The sequence below is a fragment of the Slackia exigua ATCC 700122 genome (genome assembly GCF_000162875.1).
In the GTDB taxonomy this organism is placed as follows: Bacteria; Actinomycetota; Coriobacteriia; order Coriobacteriales; family Eggerthellaceae; genus Slackia; species Slackia exigua.
Genome location: NZ_GG700630.1, coordinates 298,933 through 323,049 on the forward strand (window position 1 = coordinate 298,933; position 24,117 = coordinate 323,049).

A 24,117-nucleotide genomic window follows, 5' to 3' on the forward strand; every position below is an offset into this window, starting at 1 on the left:
GATCCCCTCCTTCGTCGAAACGGCGCACGGCCCATGAAAACGGGGCCGCTTGAATGCGGCCCCGTGCAAGCTCTCGGATATGCGGCGGCGCCTAGTTCGACGCGGAGCGGGAGCGGCCATCGCCTACCGGCGTGGCGCAGTAGGGGCAGACCGTCCACGAGGGATCGAGCGCGTGTCCGCAGGTGCCGCACTGGTTCTTCAGACGCTGATGGCACTTGGGGCAGATCACGTAGTCGGCTTCCACGGGATAGCCGCAGCTCGCGCATTCGCCGTACTGGAGCAGCTGCCGCTGCTTGAGCGCGACTTCGAGCTCCTGCTCGTCGCGATCGAGCTGCAGCAGAGGCGGGCGAAGCATCGAATAGGCCACGACGCCCAGAATGGGAACGAGGGCCACGACCGCCCAGATGTACCAGACGGTACCGCGCAGATAGGCATCGCGGACCACCCAGATGATGGACAAGACGTACAGCACGACCAGAAAGGCGATGGCAGCCGTCAAGGCCATCTGCATCTCAGGCGTCCAGAGCTCGGAGAGAATCTCGCTCATGTGACCTTCCTTCATGTTCTTTTTCGACAGTGGGATGAAGGCGCGGATGCACGCAGCCGCTCCCCCGACCCATGCATTGTAGCAAAAGTCGTCCGGATCTTCCGTCCCCGCGCGCGGCCTGCACGGATCGAGCGCTTGGGCCGCGTCGCGAAGGGAGGCGGCGCCGAACCGTCCTCCTCGCACGCGACGGATGCGGGCATGCACGACGGGCGCGGGCGAGGAGCGCCGCCTCGATTCCGCGACACGTCCGATGCGGCGCCTCCGGACGTCTTACGGCAGATCGGCGATCTGGGCTTCGATGAGCTCGGCTTTGGCTTTGAGCTCGGCGAGGCGGGCGCGATCCTTCTCGATGATCTCCGGAGCAGCCTTCGCGAGAAAGCCGGGATTGGAGAGCTTCTTCTCGAACTTGGCCACATCCTTCGCGCAGACGGCCGCATCCTTCTCAAGCCGGGCGCGCTCGGCATCGAAATCGATGAGGCCCGAAAGCCCGCAGTAGACTTCGCACCCGCCGCCGACGACGGCCGAGCTCTCGGCCGGGCGCGAGGCGTCGGCGGAGATGGAAAGCTCGGTTGCGCGCGCGAGCGACGTGATGAGCTCGGATTGCGCGATGAGCGCCCGGACGTCCTGCTCGGAAGCCTTCACGGTGACGGGCACGTCGGCCTTGGGAGAAAGCTTGTAGCGCGCCCGCGTGGAGCGAACGGCGCCCACGACCGCGCACAGAAGCGACACGGAGCGTTCGGCGGCCTCGTCGATCCACTGCGCGAAGTCGGAGGCTTCGGGCCAATGCGCCACGATCAGCGCCGGCGCATCGCCCGCATGCGGCATCTTCTCCCAGATGGCCTCGGTCACGAACGGCATGGCCGGATGCAGCAGGCGCAGCGCGTTGTCGAGCACGAACACGAGGTTGCGCTGGGCGGCCAGGCGCTCGTCGGGAGCGCCTTTGAGGCTCACGCGCGAAAGCTCGATGTACCAGTCGCAGAATTCGTTCCAGAAGAACTCGTACAGGTCATGCGCCACATCGCCGAAGCGGTATTCCTCGATGCCCGAGGTCACGGAGCGGACGAGCTTGGCCAGACGTGAGAACATCCAGGCATCGGCCGAGGTGCGGATCTCGGGAGCGCCGGGCGTGAAGCCTTCGAGGTTCATCTGGACGAAACGGCTCGCGTTCCAGATCTTGGTCACGAAGCCGCGGGCGGCCTCGGTGCGCGGGCTTTCGAAGGTGCCGTCCTCGAGCTTTTCGGCGTCGAAGCGCACATCCTGGGTGCCCGTGACGAGCGTGAGCAAGTTGAAGCGCATCGCGTCGGCGCCGTAGGTCTCGATGAGCTGCATGGGATCGACGCCGTTGCCCTTCGACTTGGACATGCGGCTGCCGTCCTTGGCAAGGATGGTGGCATAGATGAAGACGTCTTCGAAGGGAATCTCGTCCGTGAAGTACAGCGAGCTCATGATCATGCGGGCGACCCATAGCGCGATGATGTCGCGCGCCGTGACGAGCACCTTGGTCGGATGATGCCCCTGCATCAAGGACGGATCGTCAGGCCAGCCCTGCGTAGCGAACGTCCAGAGCTGGCTCGAGAACCAGGTGTCGAGCACGTCTTCGTCCTGGCGCACCTCGGCGCCGCAATGCGGGCACGCATCGACGTCTTCGAGCGAGGCGTCTTCCCAACCGCATGCGTCGCAGTAGAACACGGGGATGCGATGGCCCCACCACAGCTGGCGCGAGATGCACCAGTCCTTGAGGTTTTCCATCCAGGTCATGTAGGACTGCTTCCAGCGATCGGGATAAAACGCGATCCGGCCGTCGGCGACGACCTGCGTGGCCGGCCCCTTGAGCTTGTCCACGGCGACGAACCACTGCTCGGACAGCCATGGCTCGAGCGCTGAATCGCAGCGGTAGCAGTGCATGACGGAGTGGTTCAGATCCTCGATGCGATCGAGCAGGCCGTGCTCCTCGAACCAAGCGACGACGGCGGCGCGCGCCTCGTCCCGGTTCAAGCCCGTGAACGCTCCGTAGCCTTCCACGACGACGGCATGCTCGTCGAAGATGTTGATCTGTTCGAGGCCGTGCGCCTGGCCCATCGCGTAGTCGTTCGGATCGTGCGCAGGCGTGACCTTGACGAACCCTGTGCCGAAGCCCGCATCGACATGCCAGTCGGAGAAAATGGGGATCTCGCGGTCCACGATAGGCAGCATGACGGTCTTGCCGACGAGCGCAGCCTTGTCCTCGTCGGAAGGAGACACCGCAATGCCCGTGTCGCCGAGCATGGTCTCGGGGCGCGTCGTGGCGACGACGATGTATTCCCGCCCATCGACAGGCTCTTTGAGCGGATAACGCAGATGCCACAGGTGCGAATCCTCGTCGCGGTATTCCGCCTCGTCGTCGGAGATGGCGGTCGTGCAGCTCGGGCACCAATTGACGATGCGCTTGCCGCGATAGACCAATCCGTCATGATACCAGTCCACGAACACCTTGCGCACGGCCTTGGCGTACTCGGGCGACATCGTGAACTTCTCATCGTCGAAATCGACCGAGCAACCCATGCGCTTGATCTGCTCGACGATGATGCCGCCGTATTCACGCCGCCAATCCCAACAGGCCTCGAGGAACTTCTCACGACCTATTTCAAGGCGCGAGACGCCCTCTTCCTTGAGCTTTTTGTCGACCTTGGTCTGGGTGGCGATGCCGGCATGGTCGGTGCCGAGAATCCAGCGCGTGGAATAGCCCTTCATGCGGCAGAAGCGGACGAAGGTGTCCTGGATGGTGTCGTCGAGCGCATGGCCCATATGGAGCATGCCCGTGACGTTCGGAGGCGGAATGACGACGGTGCGGTCCTCGTTGCCTTTGGAACGGCCGTAGTATGCGCCGTCCAGCCATTTCGCAAGCATGCGCTCCTCGACGCCGCGGGCGTCGTATGCCTTTGGAAGCTCTTCCATGTAAGCCGGCTCCTTGATGAATCGTGTCTCTCGCAAAACCATCGGCGGCGGGAACCCCCGCAGATTGCAAGAGGATACCGCAAAAAGCGGCGCCCCGCCCGCAGGCGCGACGCCGCTTGAGAAAAACCCCTGATACGCGCAGGCGACGCAGACGTCCGCCCGAACGGGATCGGCGCTTTTACGCCTCTTCGGCAGAAAGGCCGTCGTCCGAGGCGACGGATACGACCTCGGGCGTCGTCGTGCCCTCGATGTCGGTCGCATCGACCGTGACCGCAGTCGCCCCCTCGTGTTCGGGAAGATCGAACATGATGTCCTGCAGGACGCGCTCGCAGATCGAGCGCAGCCCGCGGGCGCCGGTGGAGCGCTCCTTCGCCTCATGCGCGATCGCACGCAGGGCATCGGGCGTGAACGTCAGCTTCGAATCCTCGAAGTCGAACATGCGCGCGTACTGTTTGACCAGCGCGTTCTTCGGTTCGGTCAGAATGCGCACCAGATCGTCTTCGGTCAGCTCGTCAAGGGAGCACACCACGGGGATGCGCCCGACGAATTCGGGGATCATGCCGAACTTGTTGAGATCCTCGGGCAGCACCTGGGCCAGAAGCTCGGCCTCTTCATGCTTCTTGCTTTCGGGCAGATCGCTCGTGAACCCGATGCCCGTCTTGCCGACGCGCTGGCCGATGATGTCGGCAAGCCCGACGAACGCGCCTCCGAGGATGAAGAGGATGTTCGTCGTGTCGAGATGGATGAGCTCCTGCTGCGGATGCTTGCGCCCGCCCTGGGGCGGCACGGAGGCTTCGGTCCCCTCGACGATTTTGAGAAGCGCCTGCTGGACTCCCTCGCCCGACACATCGCGCGTGATGGAGAGGTTCTCGGCCTTGCGGGCGATCTTGTCGATCTCGTCGATGTAGACGATGCCGATCTCGGCGCGCTCGATATCGAAGTCGGCGGCCGTGATGAGCTTGAGCAGGATGTTCTCGACATCCTCGCCGACATAGCCGGCTTCGGTGAGCGTCGTGGCGTCGGCGATCGCGAAGGGGACGCGCAGCGCGCGGGCCAGCGTCTGGGCGAGAAGCGTCTTGCCCGAACCCGTGGGACCGAGCAGAAGCACATTGCTCTTGGCGAGTTCCACATCGTCGGCATCGACGTCCTGGCCGAGGCTGATGCGCTTGTAGTGGTTGTACACCGCGACGGACAGCGCCCGTTTGGCGGCATCCTGCCCGACCACGTGCTGGGAGAGCAGGTCGTAGAGCTCGCGCGGCTTGGGCAGCGTGCCGAGGACCTCGGCGGCGCTCGGCGCGTCGTCGTCTGCGGCGGGCCGGGCGTCCATCGCGAGCCTCTGCGGCGGCATCGTGCCCGACGCGTCCATGTAGCCGTGGCTTGCAAGGACGTCCGAACAGAGCGAGACGCATTCGTCGCAGATGAAAATCCCGTCGGGACCCTGCACGAGACCGCCTACCTGGTCTGCGGTCTTGCCGCAGAACGTGCAGCGGACGTCTTCGGGGCCGGTCGTGTCTGTACGCCTATCCTTCATCGACATGCCCTTTACGCGTTCGCGCCCGCCGCGGCGCGGGAGGTGATGATGTCGTCGACCAGGCCGTAGGCCTTCGCCTCCTCGGCGGTCAGCCAGTGATCGCGCTCGGAGTCGGCATGGATCTGCTCGACGGTCTTGCCCGTGTGCGTGGCGAGCAGGCCTTCGAGGCGATCGCGCGTCTTGCGCATCTCGTTGGCAAGGATGTCGAAATCGGTCTGCTGGGTGCGCTCGCCCGAGCCGCCCATCGGCTGATGGATCATGATCTGGGAATTCGGCGTGACGAAGCGCTTGCCGGGAGCGCCGGCCGCCGTGAGGACGGAGGCCATGGAAGCCGCCATGCCGAGGCAGACGGTCGAGACGTCGCAGCGGATGAACTGCATGGCATCGTAGATGGCCAAGCCCGCCGAAACGCTTCCTCCCGGAGAGTTGATATACAGCGAGATATCCTTCTCAGGATCGGAGCTCTCCAGGTGGAGCAGCTGAGCGACGACGATGTTCGCGACGCCGTCGTCGATGGCGTCGCCGAGGAAGACGATACGGTCGTTAAGCAGGCGGGAGTAGATGTCGTAGGACCTTTCCCCCCGAGGCGACTGCTCGATGACGTACGGAATGGTGTACGCGCCGATGTGTGCGCTCATGCGAATCGCGGTCCTTTCTATGTCTGTGATATCGATCGTGCACCTGCGTGCAAGGGACGATGATACAGCTCTGGCCCGCTTCCGTTGGAAACGAGCCAGCAACGACAGGCCATCTCCTTGAGCGGACAGGGAGACGGCCATAGGTTCTTATTCGGCGGCAGGCGCTTCGGCCTCGTCCTTCTTGGCCGCGGTCTTCTTGGCGGCAGGCTTCTTGGCAGGAGCCTTTGCGGCGGCCGCAGGCTTCTTGGCGGCAGAGGCTTTCTTGGCAGGGGCCTTCTTGGCGGCAGGCTTCTTCTCCTCGGCCGCATCGGCAGGCGCCTCGTCCTTCTTGGCGGATGACGCCCCGGTCTTCTTGGAAGCGGTCTTCCTGGTCGTCGTCTTCTTCTTGGCGGCAGGCTTCTTCTCTTCCTTGGGAGCAGCAGGATCGGCCGCAGGAGCGGAAGGCTCCTCGACCTCGGTCACCTTCGCGCCGTTCACGATTTCCTCGAGCGCCTTGCCGCGCAGGATGCCCTCGCGCACGATGTGCAGGCGTCCGTGCTTCTTGAAGTCGGCGTACATGGCCTCGAAGTCTTCCTGGCCGCTGTTCTTGAATTCGTCGCGCACCTCGTCGTCGGTGACGGAGATGCCGGCGTGGCGGGCATAGGCGTCGAGCGCGAGGTTCTGCACGACCGTGTCCTTGGCCTGCTTCTTGACGTCCTCGCGGAAGGCGTCGACGGTCAGCCCGTTGTTGGCCAGGTACTGATCGAAGGTGACGCCGTTGCGCTGCAGGCTGTCCCAGAAGGTGCGGTACAGATCGTCGGTGGCTTCGGCGATCATGCCCTCGGGAGCTTCGCCCTCAAGGCGGCCGCCGAGCTCGAAGAGCGCATTGGTCTCGAGAATACGGGGAATGACCTGAGATTTCTGCTTATCGATTTCGGTCTTGAGCGCCCCGCGCAGCTCGGGAACGTCGGACATGCCGAAGTGCCCGCTGACCCACTCGTCGGTGACCTCGGGGACGACCTTGGTCTTCACGCAGTCGACGTCGACCTCGAAGGTCGCCTGCTTGGCGTTCTTCTCGATCAGGCGGCTCATCATGCAGGGGTTCTCGGCCACTTCGAGGGTGAGGGAGACATGGTCGCCCTTCTTCTTGCCGATCAGGGCGTCGTCGAGCGCCTTGGGATACAGGCCGCGGCCGAGCTCGTAGAGACGCTTCTCGGCGGCGAGCGTCGTGAGCTCTTCGCCAGCCTCGTTCATGACCTTCATGGTCATGTCCAGGCTGCCGCCCTCTTCGATGGCGGCGTCGTCGGCGGCGTCCTCGTAGTCGTAGTAACCCTGGCGAAGGGCCTCGAGCTGGTCGTCGATCTCCTTCTCGGTGGCTTCCTTGAAGGGAATCTCGATGGAAACCGGATCGTAGCTGGACAGCTCGAAGACAGGCTTGACGGAAAGCGTCATGTCATAGGTGAAATCCTGGCCTTCGACGACGAATTCGGAGACCTCGCCGAACGAAGGCTCGCCGAAGTAGCAGAGGTCGGCCTCGTCGATGGCGATCGGATAGGTTTCGTTCAGGAGGTCGTTGGTCACTTCGTTGCGGACGGCTTCGCGGCCGAGGTTCGCATCGATGACCGGACGCGGCACGTGACCCTTGCGAAAGCCGGGGAACCGGTACTGGTTCCCGAAATCCTTGTACTTCTTGGCGATGCGGCGCTTGATGTCGTCTGCGTCGATGGTGACCGTAAGCTTGGTCTCGCCGGACTCAAGCACCTCAACCTTAGTGTTCACTGATTCCTCCATCTGGGTCTTCCGTTCGTGGACGCCGAAAGGGGCGTCCGGGGCCATGCTCGGCCGCGATCCATGCCGCCGACGCGGGACATGTGGTGCGGGCGAAAGGACTTGAACCTTCACGGGTTGCCCCACCAGAACCTAAATCTGGCGCGTCTGCCGATTCCGCCACGCCCGCATTCATGCGCACGACGACCTGAACATGCGATTGACCATGATAGCAAAACTTGCGCGGAGCCATGGCAGGACACAGAAAACGCTTCGCCGCGGCACGGCTAGATGAACCCGTCCTGATCGAGCTGCATGACGCGGACGTTGTCGCGCAGGCGCTGAGCCGTCTGGCGGCTGATGAGGCCGTCGTCGTACATCGCCTGGATATGGTGGAGCTCCCGTTCGAGCCCTTCGAGGCGGACCTCGTCGATCGCATCGTCGACCCGCGTCGCCGTGGCGATGCCCGGCGCCGCATGGTCGGCGCGGCGCAGGCGTCGGATGGATTTCTGCATCTCGAGCAGAATCTCGGCCGCATCCTCGGACGGCGTGCCCTCGTCGGACAGGCGCGCGCGCAGCTTCCCGACGGCATGCGTGAGCGCGTCCGCATGCAGCTCGCGGGGAGCCTTCTCCTGTTCGAACGCCTGGCGGAACAGACGGCGATCGGCAATGATCCCTGCAATGAGCTGATTGAACGAGATGACGCGCTTTCGCGCGAGAAACACGAAGCGCGGCACTCCCCTCTTTCCGAGGGCCGCCTTCGCCCGCGCATAGCGGGACAGGAGCCTGTGCCCGGCCAGCATGAGCGACGCGTCCTCGTGCATGCGCTCCGTCACATAGGCCTCCTGCCATCCGATGACCTCGATGCGCAGCGCGACGTTGTCGACGCGGTCGAAGGCGTCGGAGCGCTGCTTGATATGCGCGATGCGGTCGTTGTACTGGCGGATGACCGATTGCACGGCGCGGCGGTTGCCGGGCGTCTGCATCGCATCGAGATCGGCGATCACCGCGCGCAGCACCTCGACGAGCGCCTCCTGGTCGCTCGAGGGCGGGGCCGCATCCTGTATGGGCGAAAGCACGGGAAGCAGGAAGTTCGCGAGCAGAAGCGTGATCAGGATGACGCCCGACGCGAGGAACAGCAGCAGATCGCGCGATGCGAAATCGATGCTTCCCACGACGTAAGGCAGCGTGAACATGATGGAAAGCGAGATCGCGCCTTTGGGGCCGGCGAGCGCCATGACGAGCGAATCGCGCAGGATGCCGGAGCGCAGCCAGAGGCGCGCCTCGCCCCGCATGGGGCTCGCCGGATCGAATCCTTCCGCGCGCGAGGCGCCGGAGCGCATCGGCACGGTCGGCCCCGAAGGATAGGCGCATGCGGAAGCGGATGCACCCGCCGCAACGCGCTCGGCGCGCGCGTCCGCGATGCGCCGGTACAGGTCCATGGCCAGGAACCAGAGCATGCGCACGGCCACGACCACCGCGCTCACGAGCACCACGAGCCCGATGAGCTTCGCATCGGCGATGCCGGCGTCGTGCCACGAATCGCTCATGGCGTTCGGAAGCTGCATGCCCAGAAGCACGAACACGATGCCGTTGAGCGCGAACGTCAGCACCTGCCAGACGCTCGAGGAGACGATGTTCATGCGTGCGACGGAAGGCCCGATGCGCCGATCGAGAAACGAATACGAAAGGCCTGCGGCGACGACCGCGAGAATGCCTGAGACATGCAGGGACTCGGCGGCGAGGAAGACGACGAACGGCGTGGCCAGATCGAAAAGCACATGAAACGTCGTGTCGTCGACGCCCAGGGCGCGCACGGTGCGCATGACGGACGAAATCACGATCTCGAGCGCGATGCCGACCAGGATGCCGCCGAAGAAGCTCAGAGCGAACGACGCGCCGGCCCCGAGAAGCGAGAACGATCCGGTCGTCAGCGCGGCGATGGCGAACTGGAACGACACGACGCCCGACGCGTCGTTGATGAGCGATTCGCCCGAAAGCAGGACTTCCTGCTTGGGAGTCAGGGATGCGCGTTTGGAAAGCGACGAGACGGCCACCGCGTCGGTGGGTCCGAGCGCGGCGCCCAGGGCGAAGGCGGCGGCGAGCGGGATGGACGGCTCGATCGCATGCGCGAAGAAGCCGACGATGAGCGCAACGGCGACCACGAGCCCGATGGCCAGAGACGCCACGGGGCGGCGGTTCGACCAAAGCGCGACCTTGTCGACGCCGCGCGCTTCCTGAAACAGCAGAGGGGCGATGAACAGCACGAGGAAGAGCTCGGAATCCGCCTGGAAATGGTACATGGACACGCCGCCGAGCAAGGCGATGGCGGCGCCGAGGCCGATCTGCACGAGCGGCATGGAGACGCGGCTCACGACCTGGTGGACGACCGCGGATGCGAGCACCGCGAAGCAAAGGACGAGGACGAAGGAGAAGGTCGTCATGCGGCCATCATCGCCGAGCGAACAGGACGGAAAGCGCCGCAGGCTCGATATGGACGCGATAGCGCGGCGATTCGATGCGCTCCCCGTCGATCTGGGCGGGAGGCGACGGATCGAAGGCGACGTCGAGCGCGCGGACGCGATGGAACGTCATCTTGCGCGAACCGACATGGTTGCCGCCCTTCGCCCGCAAGAAGAGCAGCAACGCCGGGACGAGCCCGAGCGGGGCCGAGGCATAGCAGATATCGAGCATGCCGTCCGAAGGCTCGGCCTCGGGACAGATATCGAAGCCGCCGCCGTAGGTGCGGCCGTTCTGCACCGCGAACATCATCATGCGCCCGCGTTCGGCCATACCGTCGAAGGCCGCCTCGAACGCGTATTCGTCGCGATGGTGGAGCAGCTGCTCGATGCCTTCCGACACGAACAGCGACGTGCCCGTCTGCCCGGTGCGCGCGCGACGGTCGTGCGTACCCAGCGCGATGGCCGCATCCAAACCGAACGACAGCGTCTGCATGAAGGGGACGCCGTTGCACAGGCCGACGTCCAGCGGCCGCTCCTCGGCGGCAAGCAGCGCGGGGAACGCCTGCGCCACACCGACGGGCATGCCGAGCGTGCGCGCGAAATCGTTGCCGTTGCCGCACGGGATGACGCCGAGGCTCGCGCGATCGGCGGGCGGACGCTCCATAAGGCCCGAAACGACCTCGTGGATGGTGCCGTCGCCTCCGACGGCGACGACGAGGTCGGCCTCGACGGCCCGCGCGCGCGCGGCGGCATCGCCCGGACCCGCGGTCCGTATGAATTCGAGCGACGAGAACGACGCCGCGCTCGCCTGCGCGAGCGATTCAAGGGCGGCGATGTCTGCGGCGCCGGCCCCGTTGTTCGCGGCGGGGTTGCCTATGAAGACCGTTCTTCCGAAAGCCACGCCTCGGCACCTCCCACAGAATCGCGGCTGGCATGGACGCGGCTAGCGCGTCGAATGCGCTGCGGACGCCCAGCTCGCCCTGAAATCGTCCGTGCTCTTGTACGGGCAGCGGCAGACGTCGAGCCCGTCGGTCACTTCGACCCAGAACCCCGTCTTGCCGAAACGGCGCTCGAGAAGCGTCACGTCATACGTCTTGCCGGGTTCGAGCCCGAGGCTGTTGACGAGCATGCGCCGACCGGTGAAGACCATGGTCTTGGTTTCGCCCAAAGGGATCGCCCCCTTCCTGAGACGCCGGTGCGCGGCGAAGGCATGCCTGGCGCCGCGCAATGCGAACGCGCCGAGACGACCCGGCGCGTTGAGAATACGACTGGTGCCCTCAGAAGGATTCGAATCTCCGTTTCCGACCTGAGAAGCCGGCGTCCTTGGCCGCTAGACGATGAGGGCGACTTAGCATTATATCCAATGCGCGCCCTGAGCCGCCCGCATGCTCCTCTCCCACCAAATTTTCGCAACGAGAAGCACGGGGCGGCGCAAGGACGACGCGAAGCGACCTGCGCGCCGAGCGCGGCGCGGGCGGCTTCAGGCATGCTCGAGATCGAAGCGACCCGGAGATGCTATGCGCCGAGCGCGACGCGGGCGGCGCGGATGAAGGCGTCGATGTCCTCGTCTGTATGGGCTGCCGACAGGAAGATGGCCTCGAACTGGCTCGGAGCTATGAGGAAGCCCTGATCGAGCATCGATTGGAAATAGCGCGCGAACGCCGGCTGATCGCAGACGGACGCCGTGTCCCAATCGCGCACCGGCTCAGACGAGAAGAAGACGGTCGCGAGCGAGCCGAACCGGTTCACCGTCGCCGCGACGCGCGCATCGGCGATGGCGCCGCGCAGGCCGCGCGCCAGGCGCCGCCCCGCCTCGTCGAGCCGCTCGTAGAGCCCCTCGGTTTGCTGCAGCTTCGTGATCTGGGCAAGGCCTGCTTCCATCGCGACGGGATTGCCTGAAAGCGTACCCGCCTGATAGACCGGCCCCGCCGGAGCGAGCGCGTCCATGATGCGCGCCGCGCCGCCGACGCATCCCACGGGAAAGCCTCCGCCGATGATCTTGCCGAAGGTCACGAGGTCCGCACGGATGCCGAAGCGTTCCTGCGCGCCGCCGAGCGCCACGCGGAAGCCGGTGATGACCTCGTCGAAGATGAGCAATGCCCCGAATTCGTCGCACAGCGCGCGCAACCCTTCGAGAAAACCCCGATCGGGCGCGACGACGCCCATGTTGCCGGACACGGGCTCCACGATGACGGCCGCGACGTCGCCCGGGTTCGCCTCGAAGGACGCGCGCACCGATGCGAGGTCGTTGTAGCCGGCCACGAGCGTGTCGCTCGCCGTTTTCGCCGTCACGCCCGGGGTATCGGGGATGCCGAGCGTCGCGACGCCCGAGCCGGCGCTCACGAGCAGCGAGTCGCTATGCCCGTGGTAGTTGCCCGCGAACTTGATGAACTTGTCGCGCCCGGTGAATCCACGTGCAAGACGGATGGCCGTCATGGTCGCCTCGGTGCCCGACGACACCATGCGGACTTCCTCGACGTTCGGCACGACCTCGCAGATCTTATCGGCGAGCTTGAGCTCGGCCTCGCACGGGGCGCCGTAGGACACGCCGCGCTCGAGCTGGGCGCGCACGGCGGACAGCACGTCGGCGTCGCCGTGCCCGAAGATCATCGGCCCCCATGAGCAGATGAAATCGCGGTATTCGTTGCCGTCGACGTCCCATACGCGGCTCCCCTGCGCATGGTCGTAGAAGACCGGATCGCACGCGACCTTGTGGAAGGCGCGGACCGGAGAGTTCACGCCTCCGGGGATGACGGTTTTCGCGTGCGCGAAATCGCGCGACGAGCGCTCTCTGCCGATGGTCATGATCACTCCTCGAAATAGCGCATGGATGCCTTCTTGAACTCGCGCGTCGTCGTAAGCGATTCCATGCCCTTCGCCTCGACGCCCGCCTCGACAAGCATAGCCTTCAGCTCTTCGATATGCGAGGACAGTTCTTCGGCGGTTCGCGCGTGCGTCATGGCATAGAGGTTTCCCGGCCAGGATCGCGCGCGGGGACGCGCGTAGCAGTGCGACACGAACGGGGCCTTCGCGAAGACCTCGCCCGCCGCATCGGCCTTCTCGTCCGGAATATCCCAGACGGTCATGGAATTGCAGGCGTAGCCCACCTTATGGTGGCGCACCATGGCGCCGAAGCGGCGGATGGTCCCATCGGCCTTGAAATCACGAATGCGGGCGATGACCTCGGCTTCCGAGACCTTGCGTCCGATGCGCGCGGATATGCGGCGCGCACCCTGCGCATACGGGTCGTCGAACAGCTGGCAGGCGCCGATGGCGGCCGCCGCCTCGTCCATGGCGGCGTCGGAGGCGAAGGCGCCGGGCAAAGAGCCTGCGGCAAGCCCGCCGGGATGTCCGACCGGATGCCCTGCGCCCTGAAGCCCGCGCGAGCCATGAGGATGCTCCGCCGGGGCGCCCGAGGGATGCATGCCGGGATGCCCCGAGGGGTGCCCCGCGACGCCCGACGATGCGCCCGCATGACCGTGCCTCGCCGCGACCTCGGAGATGGCCGAGCCATGGGCGCACCCCTGGGCGGGCTGCATGCGCTCCGATGCGCCGGAGATGCCGTCGATGCCCGCATCCTCGGACAATCCGAGCCGCGCATACGGAGCGGAGAAATCGAGGCCCGCGGACGTCACGTCGTCCTGCGCCCAGCGCACGAGCTCGACATCGAAGGGATCGCCCGCATCGAAGGGGCGCACGCACGCAGGGTCCGGAAGCGCCCCGACCGCGGCGTCGAGCGCTTCTCGCGCCTCGCAGCGCGCATCCGCGGATGCGGCGCCGGTCGCGAAGTCGACGCGGATCTTGTAGGTCTTCGTCGCCTGCATGCACAGGACGTCCGAAACGCCCGTGCGCATGCGGATCTGATCGAGGATGCGGGTGCGCTCCCCTTCCGAGCGCGTGATGAGCGTGAACCAGAGATTGTAGCGGTTGTCGCGCCCGTAATTATGCGTGACCTGGGAATACGATCCGACGATCGCAGCGGCGGCCTCGAGCGCCGCGGCATCTCCCGGCACCGCCATGGCGCAGAGCGCCGAGGAATAGCCGAGCTTGCGCGAATCGAACGAGGCGCCGATGCGGCGCACCGCCTTCGTGCGGAAGAGCGACCAGGCGGCGTCTTTCACCGCATCGCGCGTGAATCCGAGCGCATCGGCGAGCACGCCGTACGGGTCGGCCGCGAGCGGGAAGCGGGCCTGGGCGACATCGAGCACCGCATCCTGCGCATAGCCGCGCGGCACGTAGGCGCAGTACGGCTCCTCCTGCAGATAGTCGCCTGTAAGCGAGAGGGCGCGCGCACGGCAGCCGCCGCAGACGCCCTTGTATTCGCAGGCGCCGCACTTGCCCTTCAGGCGGTCGTAATGACGCAGATCGTCGAAAACCGGGGAATTCGTCCAAATCTCGGAGAACGGCGTCTCCTTGACGTTGCCGAGCTGCATGTCGAAGTAGCCGCAGGGCTGCACGTCTCCCGTATGGCTGATGAAGACGAAGGTGATGCCGCCCAGGCATCCGCGCGTCATGGCCTGCATGCCGTGGGTCTGCGGCGTGATCTTGATGCCCTGCTTGGCGGCCTCCTGGCGCATGATGCGGTAGTACTGGGGCGCATCGGTGGGCTTGAAGCTCATCGGGGAGGTTTCCTGACGCTTGAAAGCCCAGGTCAGAACCTCTTCGTATTCGTCAGGCGTCAGCTCGACGTCCACGAGGTCCTCCCCGCGGCCGGTCGGCACGAGCAGGAACGGATGGAAGGCCGCCGCGCCCAGATCCTCGGACAGGTCGTGCAGATCGTCCACCATATCGTTGTTCATCTTGGTGACGGTTGAGTTCACCTGCACGCCGACCCCGTATTTCTCAAGGTTGCGAATGCCCGTCACCGTGTCTTCGAAGGCGCCGCTGGCGCCGCGGAACGCATCCTGGCCCTCGACGGTCGGGAAGTCGAGCGACACCGAGACGCGCGGGATGCCGTGCTCGGCGATCTTCTTCGCGATCTCGTCGGTGATGAGCGTGCCGTTGGTGCCGATGACCGGATGCAACCCCACCTCGAAGGCATAGTCGATGATCTCCCAGATGTCAGGACGCATGAGAGGCTCGCCGCCCGTGACGATGAGGATCGGGTCGGTGATCGAGGCGATGTCGTCCATGACGGCCTTGCACTCGTCGAGCGACAGCTCGCCCGGATACGCCTCGCAATGCGCCGCCGCGCGGCAGTGCGCGCAGGCCAGGTTGCAGCTGCGGGTTATCTCCCATGCGACGATCTTGGGCGGCTGGATGCCGGTGCGCGCCTGATAGGCCTGGGCAGCGGCACCTGCGCCGGGACGGTACGAGGAACGCCCGCGCGCGCCCGTGGCGCCCGACACCTGCAGGCCGCCCTCATGCGCGGACGGATGCGTTCCCGGATGCACGGCTGCGCCGGGCGCCGGAGCATGCGAGCCCGGAGCGACGGCGAAGGATTCGGACGTTTCGACTATTCCAGGCATGAGGCCTCCTCGGCAAGCCAACGAGCGGCCTCCTTGGCGTGATAGGTGATGATCATGTCGGCGCCGGCGCGCTTGATGGAGGTCAGAAGCTCGAGGACGACGCGACGCTCGTCGATCCAGCCGTTCGCGGCCGCGGCCTTGACCATCGAATACTCGCCGGACACGTTGTAGGCGACCGTCGGGAAGCGCAGCTCGGTTTTGACGCGCGAAAGCACATCGAGATACGGCAGCGCGGGCTTGACCATGACCATGTCGGCGCCTTCGGCGATGTCGAGCGCGGATTCACGCACGCCTTCCTCTGCATTGGCGGGATCCATCTGGTAGGAACGGCGGTCGCCGAAGGACGGCGCCGAATCGGCGGCGTCGCGGAAGGGACCGTAGAAGCCGCTTGCGTACTTGGTCGAATACGACATGATGCCGACGTTCGCGAAGTCCGCCGCATCGAGCGCGGCGCGGATGAAGCCCACGCGCCCGTCCATCATGTCGGAGGGGGCGACCATGTGCGCGCCTGCCTTCGCATGGCTGACGGCCTCGGCGGCCAGCCACTCGAGCGTCGCATCGTTGTCGACGTCACCGTTCCCGTCGAGCTTGCCGCAGTGCCCATGGCTCGTGTACTCGCACATGCAGACGTCGGTGATGACGGTCATCGCCGGGGCTTTCGCGCGGATCGCGCGGACGGCCTCCTGCACGATGCCATGGTCGTCGTAGGCTTCGCTTCCGCATTCGTCCTTGCGCGACGGGATGCCGAAGAGCAGGACCGACGTCACGCCCAGGCCTGCAAGCTCGCGCATCTCGGCTTCAAGCATGTCGATAGACACCTGGTAGACGCCCGGCATCGAGGGAATCTCGTCGCGCAGGCCGATGCCCGGCTTCACGAAGAGCGGATAGATGAAATCTTTGGCAGACAGCTCGGTTTCGCGGATGTAGCGGCGCATCGTCTCGGTCGCGCGCATGCGGCGCGGGCGATATGCCGGGAACTTCCCGTATTCCATGGTGATGGACCCCCTTGAAATCAACGGATGGCTCGAAGGATGCGGCCCTACGCGATGGCCGCGGCGGCGACATCGTCCTCGACGGGCGCCTCGACGATAGGCGCAGGCTCGTCGCCCGTGCGCGCGATCTCCGCGTCGGTCAGATAGCACGCCGGGTCGCTCGCCCACAGATCGCCCGTGGCCGCTTCGGCGCGGACGCGGAAGTTGCCGCCGCACACATCGAGCCAGCGGCAGTCATGGCAGCGGCCCTTGACCCAGGGACGCTTGTCCTTGAGGCGGTACATGAGCTCGGAAGCCTCGGTCGAGCGCGATACGTCGGACCAGATCTCGGAGAACGGACGGTCCTTGACGTTGCCGAAGCTGTAATGGCGCCAGAACTGGTCGGCGTAGACGTCGCCGTCCCAATTGATCGATGCGATGCCGTTGCCCGAGGAGTTGCCCTGGTTCCACTGGAGCAGCTGCATGACCTTCTCGGCGCGCTCGGGGTCTTCCTTCAGAAGCTCCATGTAGACGAACGGGGCATCGGCATGGTTGTCGACCGTGAGGATCTCGGGCGTACCGCCCTCGTCGAACCACTGCTTCGTACGGTCCATGATCAGGCGGACGGCCTTGCGCGTCTGCTCGTGGGTCAGATCCTCTTCGATCATCTCGGAACCGCGGCCGGCATAGACCAGGTGGTAGAAGCACGCGCGGTTGATGCCGTTTGCCTGCATGAGGTCGAAGATGTCGTTGATCTCTTCCCAGTTGTGCTTGTTGATCGTGAAGCGCAGGCCGACCTTGATGCCCGCATCCTGGGCGTTCTTGAGGCCTTGGAGCGCCGCGTCGAAGGAGCCCTCCACGCCGCGGAAGCGGTCGTGGGTTTCGGGATCTCCGTCGAAGGAGACGCCGACGTAGGACAGGCCGACCTCGGCGAAGCGGCGTGCGAGCTCGGGCGTGATCAGAGTGCCGTTGGTGGAGATGACGACGCGCATGCCGCGGTCCTTCGCATGCTGCATGAGCTCGACCAGATCGGGGCGCACGCACGGCTCGCCGCCCGAGAACAGAAGCACCGGCGCGCCGAAATCCGCCAGATCGTCGATCATGGCCTTGGCCTCTTCGGTGGAAAGCTGGTCGTAGCGTTTCGCGTCGGAAAGCGCGTAGCAATGCTCGCACTTGAGGTTGCAGGTACGCGTGCAGTTCCAGACGACGACAGGCTTCTTGTCCTTGGAGAACTGAAGCAGGCCGCTCGGGAGTTCCTTGGACATGCGTCGATAGCGCAAGACGTCGGCGGGCTCGACGGCGCCGCAGTACAGCTTGGAGATTCCGATCATCGGTGGTCCTTTCGTGGGGAAGCGGTCTCATCCGGGGAAGCGAAGGCCTCGAGCAGCGTGTCGACGAGGCCCGGGATGGTGTAGGAGGATGCGGTCGAGGCGGGCGGGAAGCCCAGGCGCTCGAGGGTGGCCGTGGTGATGGGCCCGATGGAGAACAGGCGCGCGTCCGCAAGCAGCGCGGGCGCATCTTCGCCGAGCAGGGCGACGAGGTTTTCCGCGGTGGACGACGAGGTGAACGTCACCGCATCGACGCCGTCGGCAAGCGCCGCCCTCGCCGCGTCGGCGCTCGTGCCGGGAACGACGGTTCGATAGGCGGGCGCGACGGTGACCGCGCACCCGATGCCGGCAAGCATCTCGGGCAGCGCCTCGCGTGCGACCTGGGCGCGCGGGATGAGCACCGCATCGTCCGCATCGAGCCCGCGCTCGCGCATCGCATCGAAGACGGCCTCTGCGCGATACTCGTGCGGAACCGCATCGGCCTCGATGCCGTGCGCGCGCAGGGCATCGGCAGTCGCCGGGCCGATGGCGGCTATGCGGGCATGCGCGAGCGCGCGGGCGTCGTGCGGCAGCGCGGTGCGGCGGCGCAGGCGCTCGAAGAACGCCTCGACGCCGTTCGCACTCGTGAAGACGACCCACGAGAACCCATCGAGGGCGTTCAAGGACGCATCGAGGGCATCGAACGACTCAGGCGGCGCGATGTCGATCGTCGGAACCTCGACGACCTGCGCGCCGAGCGCCTCGAGCCTGCGCGTGAAGGCAGAGGCCTGCGTGCGCGAGCGCGTGACGAGGATGCGCCTGCCGAAAAGCGGCGCGTCTTCGAACCAGGAGAGATCTTCGCGCAGGCACGCGACCTGCCCCACGACCGTCATGACGGGGGCCGTGAAGCCGGCCTCTTCGGCACGACGGGCGGCATCGGACAAAGGCGCGACGAGCGTGCGCTGCTCGCGCGTGGTTCCCCAGCGCACGAGCGCGCAGGGGCAGTCCGCCTCGACACCCTGGACCGCAAGGTGTCCGGCGATCGAAGAAAGGTTGCGCATGCCCATATAGAAGCAGAGCGTCCCACCCGCCTTCACCATGCCCGCGAGCGACTCCCAATCGAGCGCCGTCTCGTCCTTGGTCGGATCCTCGTTGCCGGTCACGAACGTGACCGACGACGCGACGCCGCGATGCGTGACGGGAATGCCCGCGTAAGCCGGTGCGGCGATACCGCTCGTGATGCCGGGAACGACGGAAAACGGGATGCCCGCCTCACGCAGCGCAAGGGCCTCTTCCCCGCCGCGCCCGAACACGAACGGATCGCCGCCCTTGAGACGCACGAGCAGAGGGGCCCGGATTCCCGACTCGGCGCGCGCGGCGTCGGCCGGACGGGATGCGAGACGCGCCTTGAAGGCCGCGTCCAGTTCGCGCGCAAGATCGATCAGGATATCGTTGATCTCGGGCTGGGTGATATGCCCCGAGAAGCCCTTCTTCCCCACGTACACGAGACGCGCATCCGCGCGTGCGCGCCCGAGCAGGCGCGGATTGGAGAGGTAGTCGTAGACGATAATATCCGCGGATTCGATGAGGCGCGCACCTTCGCAGGTCAAAAGCCCCTCATCACCTGGACCGGCACCGACGAGCGCGACATGGGTGGAAACGCTCATCGGCCCGCCTCCTGCGCGCGGATCTCTTCGAGAATGACATCGGCGCCTTGGGCCGAAAGCTCGGCGAGCACGCGCCTGGCGACGTCGGCCGGAGTCGCATCGGATGCGGGCACGCGAAGCGCAACGCGCGCGACGCGCGATCCGTCGACGGAGGCGACGACGGCATCGGCCGCGATGTCGCCGCTATCGAAACGCATATAGGCGCCCATGGGAACCTGGCAGCCGCCCTCGAGAGCGCAGAGCACGATACGCTCGGCTTCGACGCAGACGCGCGTGGCCGCATCGTCGATGCGAGCGCAGAGTTCGCAGACGCGCTCGTCGCCGAGACGCGCCTCGATCCCCACGGCTCCCTGGCCGACGGCCGGAACGATCTCGCTTACGGGGATATAGGCCGCGATACGGTCGGCCAGGCCCATGCGCGTCACGCCGGCCGCCGCAAGCACGGCGCCTTCGTATTCCTCGCCGCACGCCTTCGCGATGCGCGTGTCCACGTTGCCGCGGATGGGCGTCGGAACGATACCGGAAAAGCCCGCCCGAATCTGAGCGACGCGGCGTAGCGAGCCGGTCCCGAGACGCGATCCGGCGGGAACGTCCGCGAGGCATTCCGCCTGGATGCGGGGACCGCAGACGATCACGTCGCGCGCATCGGCACGCTCGAGCATGGCCGTGATGCCGCAGCCGTTTGCGAGCTCGGTCGGGACGTCTTTCATGGAATGGACGCAGATATCCACCTCCCCGGCGACAAGGGCCGCCTCGAGATCTTTAGTGAACAGGCCTTTATCGCCGATTTCGGCAAGCGGCGTGGCGAGGTTGCGGTCGCCTGTCGTTTTGATGACGCGGATCTCGCAGGAGACGTCGGGGCGCGACGCCTCGATCGCGCGCTTCACGGCATGGGCCTGCCAGAGCGCGAGCGCGCTTCCCCGCGTCCCGATGACGCACGTATCGTTATGCATGTGCAATCCCCCTCGAGCTGCAGACTTCCCGATGACTCTCGTCGACGCCCACCGGACACGGCAATCCCGACCTGCATGCGGTGCCGCAGGCGTGATGGTGCGTGCCGAGAGGGAACGTCTCGATGCCGAACAGGTAGCGTGCGGCCCCCGTGTAGTAGTACGAATCGGCCGAGGACGATTCCTTGCGAAGGCGAATCGTCGGGCCGTGCAGGATCTTCTTCATGATCGAGCTGCCGAAGGCCTCGAGCACGGCACGCTCGTCGTCCGAGACCTCCTCGCCGCGCACCGAAGTGAGACTGCGCATGGCGCGCGAAAGCTCGGCATCGACCGCGGCTTCGCCCTTCGCGTAGATCGCCTTGATCGTCGGCACGACGTTGCGCTGCTGCATCCAGGCGAAGAACGATTCCTCGGCCTCGGCGATGAGCCGCTCCACGTCGCCGACCGAAGCGACGCGCTCGGCCATGCCTTCGTCGACGATGGAGGCGAGCGCCTCGAGGTTGTACAGGCGCACGCCGTCGATGTCGGCGCAGGCGTCCTCGACGTCGCGCGGGACGGCTTCATCGATGATCACGCACGCCCGTCCCTGCATGCCCGCACGATCGCGCGCGGCCGAAAGCTCATCGGCGCAGATGACGCATTCGCGCGACGAAGTCATGGAGAAGACGACGTCGGCACAGGCCAACTCTTCGTAAAAAGAGCCGTCCGCGCAGACGCGCCCGCCGCAGGCCTCGACGAGGGCCCGTGCGTGTTCGCGGGAGCGGGAGGACACGACGATGTCGTTCACGCCTGCCTCCGTCAGATACGTCGAGGCAAGACGGGCCATCTCGCCCGCACCGACGAACATGACGCGGCGATCGGGCAGGTCGGGAAACGCCCGGCGCGCCACATTGAAGGCCGTTGTCGAAAGCGATACGGAATCCTGGCCGATGGCGGTTTCCGCACGGGCGCGCTTGCCGAGATGCAGCGCATCCTTGAACAGATGCATGAGCACATCGGTGCAGGTGCCGGCCGCGACGGCATCCTCGAAGGCGCCGCGCGTCTGCCCGAGGATCTGGGCTTCGCCCAAAACCTGAGAATCAAGCGAACAGACGACGCGGAACAGGTGCGTCGCGGCGGCCATGCCGCGCTCGAGAAAGAAGGCGCCCTCGGGCAGGGGCACACCCGCACGCCGTTCGTAAAACGCCGTCAGCGCGTCGATGCCCATGCGGTCGGTCTTGGCGTCGACGTATGCCTCGATACGGTTGCAGGTCGAAAGGATCAGGCATTCCTTGATGCCGCTGCCGTCCGCCAGCTCGGCAAGGGCGGCGGGGATGTCCTCATGCGCGAGAGCGATGCGCTCGCGCACGGCGATCGGAGCGGTTTTATAGCTCGCCCCCATGCAGACCAAGCTCATCGCGTGCCTCCCTCGAGCAGGGGCATGACGACGGCGGCGTAGATATCCTCGGCTTCGGGACGCTCTCCTGCGGCAATGCGCTCGAGCAGGTCGCTCGCGGCGACAGCCTCGTAAAGCGGGCGCCTCGCAGACGCGGGGCCTTCGACCCGCTGCTTCACGAGCATGCGGACATCGCCGAGAAGGTCGATGTAGTCGGCCCAATAGGCGGGATAGGCCTCTTCGAGGCCGAGGCGGATATCGCGCGCGATCGTCGGCGCGGCACCTGCGGACGAAACTGCGATCTGCAGCCGGCCGCGACGCATGATGGACGGCACGATGCAGGTGCAGAGCTCGGGAACGTCCACGATGTTCACGAGCTGGTGCGCCTTGCACGCATCGTCGAAGACGAGGCGGTTGACCGCTTCGTCGGATGTCGACCCGATGACGAGCAGCGCCCCCGCAAGGTCGCCCGTGCGGTATCCGCGCTCATGCCAGCGGATGCGCCCGTCTGCGACCCAGCGCTTCACCTCGTCGGTGGCATCGGGGGCCACGACGGTGACGGATGCGCCACGCTCGAGAAGCGTTGCGATCTTGCGTTCGGCAACGGCGCCCGCGCCGACGACGACGACCGGCTGGCCGTCAAGGTATAGGTAGAGAGGATAGGGCGCAATGCGGCGATCGTGCGGCGCGCCCTGCGCCGAGGACGCATGCCCCGCGGCAACTTCAGCAGTCGTCGAATTCAACGTCTTTTCAGCGAGACAGCGCACGCGCGCGCCTCGCTTCCCCCTTCCGATCGAACGGCCCCTTGCCCGCCGCGCGCTTCGCGCACGCAGGCATCGACGAAACGATATTAGGCAAGACGTGCGTTCTCTTCACCTGACGGGATGCACGGTTTTCATCCATATGCGGAGATAGAACGCCCAACAGACTTATCAGGTGTCATGTGAGCTGGGTGTTTTCGAATTAAAAGTTACCCGAGGCTGCATGCGCTCCACACGATGCGCATGGCTGCGGGGCGCGTTACGCGTTGCGGGATGCGGCAATGAGATCGGCGTTGGCAAGTTCGATGAGCTCGTGGCGCGAATGGATGTCGAGCTTGCGATAAACGTTCTGCTGATGGAAGCGCACCGTGCTCGCGGAGATGACGAGCTTATCGGCGATATAGGTGGAGGTGAACCCCTGCGCGGTGAGCATGGCGATCTCGCGTTCGCGCGGCGTGAGCCCAAATTGGGCGGACAAATCGTCGAAGTGCGATTCGAGCGTCTCGGCGAAGGCCGCGACGGGATCGGCCGGTTCGCCCGCAGAGGCTTCCTCGGCATCCATGTCCGCGCTGCCGGAGAAGGCGGCCGCAATGCCGCCCTTCGTAGAAAGAATCCGCGCAAGGCCAGCCGCGATGCCGAAGGAGACCACGACGAGAAGCGTCATGACGCCCGCTACGCCGTTGACGTTGAAAACGCTTTCGGGAAGAGAACGTCCCACGCTTTCGCCGAGACGGTACATGAAGAAGCCGTTGGTCAGCACAAGCACGATGCCGGCCGCAAAAGAGCGCGGAAGCCGCAGGTCGGACAGCATGCCGGCGAAGACGGGCCAGCGCAGGAAGAAGTAGCCGAACATCGTGGCCATCATGAGCGCAACGGCGAGCCGAATGGCGTCGGTCGTCATGAAGCACGAGAAGAGCAAGGCGATGAAGAGCATCACGAGCGTGGGAATCCAGACGGACTGCGTCCAGTCCTTCGCGAGCGTCATGAGCATGTAGGTGATCATGATATCGGCGAGCGTCGTGGTCGCGAACAGCGCATAGGTAAGCGAGCCGTTCGTGGCGGGAAACACGATGCTCACGGTGCCGAAGAGCGCCGATGCGAGCATCGTGCACAGAATCGTGACGCACACGGAAAACCACGGGACGCGTGCGATCTGGGAGCGGTCGAATCCGCCGTCGGGCGCGCAGGAAGCACAGGAGGCGTCTTCGTGCAGAAACGCGAATGCCGAGACGAACGTGAGAACGGCATAGAGCGCGGCCTGCATCGTGCGATCGAGATGCGGGGCGGCGACGAAGGAAGCCCAGGCCACGAGAAAGCCGATGAGGGTCGCGAAGACGATCTCCTCGCGATGCCGCGAAGAAAGGAGCATGAACCAGGCATAGAGCAGCACGCCTTCGCCCGCCCCTTCGAGCGCGCCGGCCGCGATGGAAAGCGGGACCGAAGGCACAAAGGACACGACGATGCCGCCGGCAGCGGCAGCGACGGCAGCGCCGATGACAAGAGGCATGCGAACCGCATGGCGGCCCGCAAGGCCCAGCACGGCGATCAGCGCGATGGCGCCGAGGCGCAGGCACATGGCGGCAGGGGTCGACACGTCGCCGAAAGACGAGACCGGACCGAAGTAGCCTCCCGCGCCGAACATGGCGGCGCCCGTCGCGCCGAACAGGCAGCCGAACCCGAGCCCCAACATGAGCAGACGCCTGACGTCGAAGGCGGTCTCTTGCGTTTCCAGCGTGTCTCCCATGTGCTCCATGATTCTC

General features: G+C 65.8%; 17 protein-coding genes and 2 tRNA genes. All 19 read right to left on the reverse strand.

Annotated elements, in window-relative coordinates; genetic code table 11:
- Positions 1 to 91: 91 nt before the first annotated feature.
- Positions 92 to 547: a zinc ribbon domain-containing protein gene (locus tag HMPREF0762_RS01320; RefSeq protein WP_009078596.1), complete on the reverse strand. Its 456-nt coding sequence runs from the start codon at positions 545 to 547 to the stop codon at positions 92 to 94.
- 270 nt (positions 548 to 817) lie between these two features.
- Positions 818 to 3,481 carry a valine--tRNA ligase gene (locus tag HMPREF0762_RS01325; RefSeq protein ID WP_040618762.1) on the reverse strand — a complete coding sequence of 888 codons (2,664 nt, stop codon included), beginning with the start codon at positions 3,479 to 3,481 and terminating at the stop codon, positions 818 to 820.
- 178 nt (positions 3,482 to 3,659) lie between these two features.
- The gene (gene clpX / locus HMPREF0762_RS01330) at positions 3,660 to 5,018 is read right to left on the reverse strand and encodes an ATP-dependent Clp protease ATP-binding subunit ClpX (RefSeq protein ID WP_006361547.1); all 1,359 of its coding nucleotides are present in this window, start codon (positions 5,016 to 5,018) and stop codon (positions 3,660 to 3,662) included.
- A 5-nt stretch (positions 5,019 to 5,023) separates the two neighbouring features.
- Entirely contained in the window at positions 5,024 to 5,650 is a 627-nt protein-coding gene (locus tag HMPREF0762_RS01335) for an ATP-dependent Clp protease proteolytic subunit (protein WP_009078239.1), read from the reverse strand.
- A 147-nt stretch (positions 5,651 to 5,797) separates the two neighbouring features.
- The gene (gene tig, locus HMPREF0762_RS01340; RefSeq protein ID WP_245935467.1) at positions 5,798 to 7,408 is read right to left on the reverse strand and encodes a trigger factor; all 1,611 of its coding nucleotides are present in this window, start codon (positions 7,406 to 7,408) and stop codon (positions 5,798 to 5,800) included.
- Positions 7,409 to 7,501: 93 nt separating this feature from the next.
- A tRNA-Leu gene (locus HMPREF0762_RS01345) sits at positions 7,502 to 7,586 on the reverse strand.
- A gap of 97 nt (positions 7,587 to 7,683) precedes the next feature.
- Positions 7,684 to 9,840: a cation:proton antiporter gene (locus HMPREF0762_RS01350; protein ID WP_006361550.1), complete on the reverse strand. Its 2,157-nt coding sequence runs from the start codon at positions 9,838 to 9,840 to the stop codon at positions 7,684 to 7,686.
- A gap of 7 nt (positions 9,841 to 9,847) precedes the next feature.
- Positions 9,848 to 10,759 (reverse strand): diacylglycerol/lipid kinase family protein, encoded by a 912-nt coding sequence (locus HMPREF0762_RS01355; RefSeq protein WP_006361551.1) that lies wholly within the window; start codon positions 10,757 to 10,759, stop codon positions 9,848 to 9,850.
- Positions 10,760 to 10,801: 42 nt separating this feature from the next.
- Complete coding sequence (locus HMPREF0762_RS01360; RefSeq protein WP_050759685.1) at positions 10,802 to 11,026, reverse strand: hypothetical protein; 225 nt, start codon at positions 11,024 to 11,026, stop codon at positions 10,802 to 10,804.
- Between the two features lie 101 nt (positions 11,027 to 11,127).
- Positions 11,128 to 11,203, reverse strand: a tRNA-Glu gene (locus HMPREF0762_RS01365).
- Positions 11,204 to 11,373: 170 nt separating this feature from the next.
- Positions 11,374 to 12,663, reverse strand: coding sequence for a glutamate-1-semialdehyde 2,1-aminomutase (gene hemL, locus HMPREF0762_RS01370; RefSeq protein ID WP_040618765.1), 1,290 nt, complete (start codon positions 12,661 to 12,663; stop codon positions 11,374 to 11,376).
- 2 nt (positions 12,664 to 12,665) lie between these two features.
- The gene (ahbB, locus tag HMPREF0762_RS01375) at positions 12,666 to 15,326 is read right to left on the reverse strand and encodes a siroheme decarboxylase subunit beta (protein ID WP_006361554.1); all 2,661 of its coding nucleotides are present in this window, start codon (positions 15,324 to 15,326) and stop codon (positions 12,666 to 12,668) included.
- Positions 15,314 to 16,318: a porphobilinogen synthase gene (gene hemB / locus HMPREF0762_RS01380; RefSeq protein ID WP_006361555.1), complete on the reverse strand. Its 1,005-nt coding sequence runs from the start codon at positions 16,316 to 16,318 to the stop codon at positions 15,314 to 15,316. The genes ahbB and hemB overlap by 13 nt, the downstream gene beginning before the upstream one ends.
- 47 nt (positions 16,319 to 16,365) lie before the next feature.
- Entirely contained in the window at positions 16,366 to 17,628 is a 1,263-nt protein-coding gene (gene ahbC, locus HMPREF0762_RS01385; protein WP_006361556.1) for a 12,18-didecarboxysiroheme deacetylase, read from the reverse strand.
- Complete coding sequence (locus tag HMPREF0762_RS01390; protein ID WP_006361557.1) at positions 17,625 to 19,271, reverse strand: bifunctional uroporphyrinogen-III C-methyltransferase/uroporphyrinogen-III synthase; 1,647 nt, start codon at positions 19,269 to 19,271, stop codon at positions 17,625 to 17,627. Before HMPREF0762_RS01390 ends, ahbC begins: the two co-directional genes overlap by 4 nt.
- Positions 19,268 to 20,224: a hydroxymethylbilane synthase gene (gene hemC, locus HMPREF0762_RS01395; RefSeq protein WP_006361558.1), complete on the reverse strand. Its 957-nt coding sequence runs from the start codon at positions 20,222 to 20,224 to the stop codon at positions 19,268 to 19,270. Before hemC ends, HMPREF0762_RS01390 begins: the two co-directional genes overlap by 4 nt.
- Entirely contained in the window at positions 20,217 to 21,617 is a 1,401-nt protein-coding gene (gene hemA / locus HMPREF0762_RS01400) for a glutamyl-tRNA reductase (protein ID WP_006361559.1), read from the reverse strand. Before hemA ends, hemC begins: the two co-directional genes overlap by 8 nt.
- Positions 21,614 to 22,363: a precorrin-2 dehydrogenase/sirohydrochlorin ferrochelatase family protein gene (locus HMPREF0762_RS01405; protein ID WP_006361560.1), complete on the reverse strand. Its 750-nt coding sequence runs from the start codon at positions 22,361 to 22,363 to the stop codon at positions 21,614 to 21,616. Before HMPREF0762_RS01405 ends, hemA begins: the two co-directional genes overlap by 4 nt.
- A gap of 253 nt (positions 22,364 to 22,616) precedes the next feature.
- Positions 22,617 to 24,110, reverse strand: a complete 1,494-nt coding sequence (locus HMPREF0762_RS01410) for a response regulator transcription factor (RefSeq protein ID WP_040618767.1) — start codon at positions 24,108 to 24,110, stop codon at positions 22,617 to 22,619.
- Positions 24,111 to 24,117 lie beyond the last annotated feature (7 nt).

What these genes read in the sequence shown, in the direction of transcription:
- HMPREF0762_RS01320 (WP_009078596.1), bottom strand. Translation starts at nt 547, where the DNA reads ATGAGCGAGATTCTCTCCGAGCTCTGGACGCCTGAGATGCAGATGGCC.
- HMPREF0762_RS01325 (WP_040618762.1), bottom strand. Translation starts at nt 3,481, where the DNA reads ATGGAAGAGCTTCCAAAGGCATACGACGCCCGCGGCGTCGAGGAGCGC.
- clpX (WP_006361547.1), bottom strand. Translation starts at nt 5,018, where the DNA reads ATGTCGATGAAGGATAGGCGTACAGACACGACCGGCCCCGAAGACGTC.
- HMPREF0762_RS01335 (WP_009078239.1), bottom strand. Translation starts at nt 5,650, where the DNA reads ATGAGCGCACACATCGGCGCGTACACCATTCCGTACGTCATCGAGCAG.
- HMPREF0762_RS01350 (WP_006361550.1), bottom strand. Translation starts at nt 9,840, where the DNA reads ATGACGACCTTCTCCTTCGTCCTCGTCCTTTGCTTCGCGGTGCTCGCA.
- hemL (WP_040618765.1), bottom strand. Translation starts at nt 12,663, where the DNA reads ATGACCATCGGCAGAGAGCGCTCGTCGCGCGATTTCGCGCACGCGAAA.
- ahbB (WP_006361554.1), bottom strand. Translation starts at nt 15,326, where the DNA reads ATGCCTGGAATAGTCGAAACGTCCGAATCCTTCGCCGTCGCTCCGGGC.
- hemB (WP_006361555.1), bottom strand. Translation starts at nt 16,318, where the DNA reads ATGGAATACGGGAAGTTCCCGGCATATCGCCCGCGCCGCATGCGCGCG.
- ahbC (WP_006361556.1), bottom strand. Translation starts at nt 17,628, where the DNA reads ATGATCGGAATCTCCAAGCTGTACTGCGGCGCCGTCGAGCCCGCCGAC.
- HMPREF0762_RS01390 (WP_006361557.1), bottom strand. Translation starts at nt 19,271, where the DNA reads ATGAGCGTTTCCACCCATGTCGCGCTCGTCGGTGCCGGTCCAGGTGAT.
- hemC (WP_006361558.1), bottom strand. Translation starts at nt 20,224, where the DNA reads ATGCATAACGATACGTGCGTCATCGGGACGCGGGGAAGCGCGCTCGCG.
- hemA (WP_006361559.1), bottom strand. Translation starts at nt 21,617, where the DNA reads ATGAGCTTGGTCTGCATGGGGGCGAGCTATAAAACCGCTCCGATCGCC.
- HMPREF0762_RS01410 (WP_040618767.1), bottom strand. Translation starts at nt 24,110, where the DNA reads ATGGAGCACATGGGAGACACGCTGGAAACGCAAGAGACCGCCTTCGAC.